The organism is Kitasatospora sp. NPDC127111, assembly GCF_042677465.1.
Classification (GTDB): domain Bacteria; phylum Actinomycetota; class Actinomycetes; order Streptomycetales; family Streptomycetaceae; genus Kitasatospora.
In genome coordinates this window covers 1-2966 of record NZ_JBHXTG010000165.1, presented here as the reverse complement: position 1 = coordinate 2966, position 2966 = coordinate 1, and the positions used below count along the sequence as shown (strand labels likewise).

The window sequence follows — 2966 nt, the reverse complement described above, 5'->3', positions numbered from 1 at the left end:
ACTCGGGGCCGCCGTTGAGGGCGGTGAAGCGCCGGGCGTCGGGTTAGTAAAAGCCGGGGAGCACGGGGCCCGCCGCGCCGGGGGCGGCGGCGGCGGGGGGGGGGGGGGCGCGCCCCCCGCCGGCGGGGCCTCACCCCCAGCCGCCCTCGCCGGATGCCTGGGCCTCGGCGAGACGCTCCTGCGCCTCGGCCATGTCCTCGGCGGTGGGAGCGTCGTCCTGGGTGAGCTTGAACCGCCAGTAGCCGCTGAAGTCGATGGACTTCTTGTCCAGCCCCCGGTCGTCGACCAGGTGACGGCGCAGGGCCCGGACGGCGCCCGACTCGCCGGCCAGCCAGGCGAAGGGGCGGCCGGGCGGGAACTCGGCCTTGCGGATGGTGTCCACCAGGACGTCGCTCCGGCCCGCCGGGGCGCCGTCGCGGTACAGCCAGTGGACGGTGACGTCGCCGTGGGTGTCGAACTCCTGGCGTTCGGCGGCGTCGGCGACCTCGATGTAGGCGATCGCGCGGGCTCGCTCGGGCAGGGCCTCGATGAGGGTGCCGATGGCGGGCAGGGCGGTCTCGTCGCCGGCCAGGAGGAGCCAGTCGGCGTCGTCGACGGACGTGACGAGGGGGACCGGCCGGGAGTAGATGGCGGACGGACCCACCATGCCGAGCTGGTCGCCGGGCTGGGCGGCACCGGCCCAGCTGCTCGCCGGGCCGGTGTCGCCGTGCAGGACGAAGTCGATCTCCAGGGACGTGCTGCCGGGCCGCCGGCGGCGGATGGTGAAGCTGCGCATCCAGGGCCGTTCGTTCTCGGGGATCGCGAGGAACGCCTGGTACCAGCTGGTCGCGTCGTCCTCCTGCTCGGGCAGCAGCGGGGTGCGCTGGCCTGCGCGGGGGAAGCACAGCTTCACCTGCTGGTCGGGGGTCTGTCCGACGCCGGGGTCGAGCTGGTCGGCGTCGAAGGTGACCCGGGCCATGTGCGGCGTGATGCGGGTGATGTCGGTGACCTGGATGAATGAGACGGGAAGGTCGGCCATCGAATGCCTTTCCGAACGCTTCCGGATATCTCGTGCGACGCTGGGCCGCCTGATACCCTTACGATGTAAAGAGATGACTCGCAGAGGTTACTTTATGCGGTAAGGAGTTGCAAGGTGGTTGTCTTTGCCGGACAGGGCGACGCCCGTCGCTCGATGGCTCTGCTCTGGCGCGCGACCGGCGCCGGGGACGCCCGCGCCGTCCCCGGGCCCAAGCCCGCGCTCAGCGTCGACGCGATCGTGGCCGCGGGCATCGAGATCGCCGACGCGGATGACATGGGAGCGCTGTCCATGCGGGCCGTCGGGGCCCGGCTCGGGCGGACGGCCATGGCGCTCTACACCTACGTGCCCAGCAAGGCCGAACTCGTCGACCTCATGCACGACCGGGTGCTGGCCGAGTTGCCCGCCGACTACCCGACCGCCGACGGCTGGCGTCCGGCGATCACCGCCTGGGCCGGCGACACCTGGGCCTTCTACCTCCGTCACCCCTGGGTGCTGCAGATCTCGCAGGCCCGGCCGGTGCTCGGGCCCGGCGAGTACCGGCAGTTGGAGACCGTGGTGCGGATCCTTCGCGCCACCGGCCTGGAGCCGACCGCGCTGCGCCGCGTCATCGGCGTGCTGTTCCAGTTCGTCCGGGCCACCGCGCGCGTCGCGGCGGAGGCCCGGCGGGCGGCGCCGGAGACCGGCGTGCCCGACGAGGAGTGGTGGAGCGGCCGGTCCGCCCTGCTGGCGGAGGTGGCGCCGGACTTCGCCGAGCGGTTCCCCGCGCTGGCGGCGCTGGAAGCCGGTGCGGCCGACCGGGCCGGCGAGGGCGGCGAGGACGGCGCGGAGCCGGCCGACGCGGCCGTCCCCTACCTGGAGAACGAGGCGAGGGAAACCTTCTTGGCCGGTCTCACGTTGATTCTTGACGGGATCGACACATCGGTGGCGAAGGAGGCCGGGGGGCGGGCGTCCGTTGAAATCGTGCGTTGACATGTCCTCAAACAGTCAACTATTGTTTGTGGGCCATGCAGTCTGTTTTCGCATGGTGTCGACCGATGATGGGATGCGAATTATCTGACCCTTGTGGCGAGGAGATGATTCAGTGCCGCACGTCAGCAAAGACGATCAGCATGACCGCTTCTTACCCGTCGGCCGGCTGTCGGCCCGTACGACGGTCCGCCGCCGCCCCATCGGCCAGGAGCCGATCCTGACGACCAGAGTCGGGCTGAGAATCCCCGGCTCCCTGACGTACGACCGGTGGGAGAAGGCCGGTTCGCAGATCTTCCAGATCGCCGACTCCTCCGCCTGGTGCCTGGGGGACTGGCTGGTGTACGGCCAGGAACGCTACGCCGACCGCTACCAGACCGGAGTCCAGGCCGCCGGTCTCGACTACCAGACCCTGCGCAACTACGCCTGGGTCGCGCGGAACTTCGAGCTCTGGCGCCGGCGCGAGGCGCTCAGCTTCGGCCACCACGCCGAGGTGGCCTCGCTCCCGCCCGCGGAGGCGGACACCTGGCTCGACCGGGCCGAGCAGCACGGCTGGTCCAGGAACCAGCTCAGGACCCGGCTTCGGGAGAGCCGCGCCGGGTCCCGGGAAGCCCGGCCCGGATGCGCCAGCCTGCCCCGGATCAGCGCCAACCGCGACCGGGTGGAGCGTTGGCGCGAGGCCGCGTCCAAGGTCGACCGGGACTTCGAGGAATGGGTCCGTAACGCCCTCGACCGCGCCGCCGCGCACGAACTCGGCTGCTGAACCCTCCCGCACCCGCACCCTCAGCGGACGGCCCCACCCACATCCGGAGCGACCACACCACCCGTAGCGGCTCCGGACAGTGCGTCCTCGCACGGAGGCACCGGACAGCACCCCCGCTGAGGGAACACCACGCCCCGCTGAGGGCGGACGGGGGGGGGGGCCGGCGGGGGGCGGGGGGCGGGGGCGCGGCGGCGGCGGTGGCGGCGGCGCCGCCGCGAC

The 2966-nt window shown here is 72.4% G+C and carries 3 protein-coding genes; 2 read left to right on the top strand and 1 reads right to left on the bottom strand.

Annotated elements, in window-relative coordinates; translation table 11 throughout:
* Positions 1 to 130 precede the first annotated feature (130 nt).
* The gene (locus tag ACFVHB_RS40050) at positions 131 to 1018 is read right to left on the bottom strand and encodes a siderophore-interacting protein (protein WP_380332907.1); all 888 of its coding nucleotides are present in this window, start codon (positions 1016 to 1018) and stop codon (positions 131 to 133) included.
* 114 nt (positions 1019 to 1132) lie between these two features.
* Here ACFVHB_RS40050 and ACFVHB_RS40045 point away from each other — a divergent pair, with 114 nt between their 5' ends.
* Both ACFVHB_RS40045 and ACFVHB_RS40040 read left to right on the top strand, forming a co-directional pair.
* Positions 1133 to 1987, top strand: a complete 855-nt coding sequence (locus ACFVHB_RS40045) for a TetR/AcrR family transcriptional regulator (protein ID WP_380332905.1) — start codon at positions 1133 to 1135, stop codon at positions 1985 to 1987.
* A 112-nt stretch (positions 1988 to 2099) separates the two neighbouring features.
* A complete protein-coding gene (locus tag ACFVHB_RS40040; protein ID WP_380332903.1) occupies positions 2100 to 2747 on the top strand; it encodes an LmbU family transcriptional regulator in 648 nt (215 codons plus the stop codon).
* Positions 2748 to 2966 lie beyond the last annotated feature (219 nt).

Excerpts from the sequence above, each read along its gene's own strand:
- ACFVHB_RS40050 (WP_380332907.1), bottom strand. The coding sequence starts at position 1,018 with ATGGCCGACCTTCCCGTCTCATTCATCCAGGTCACCGACATCACCCGC.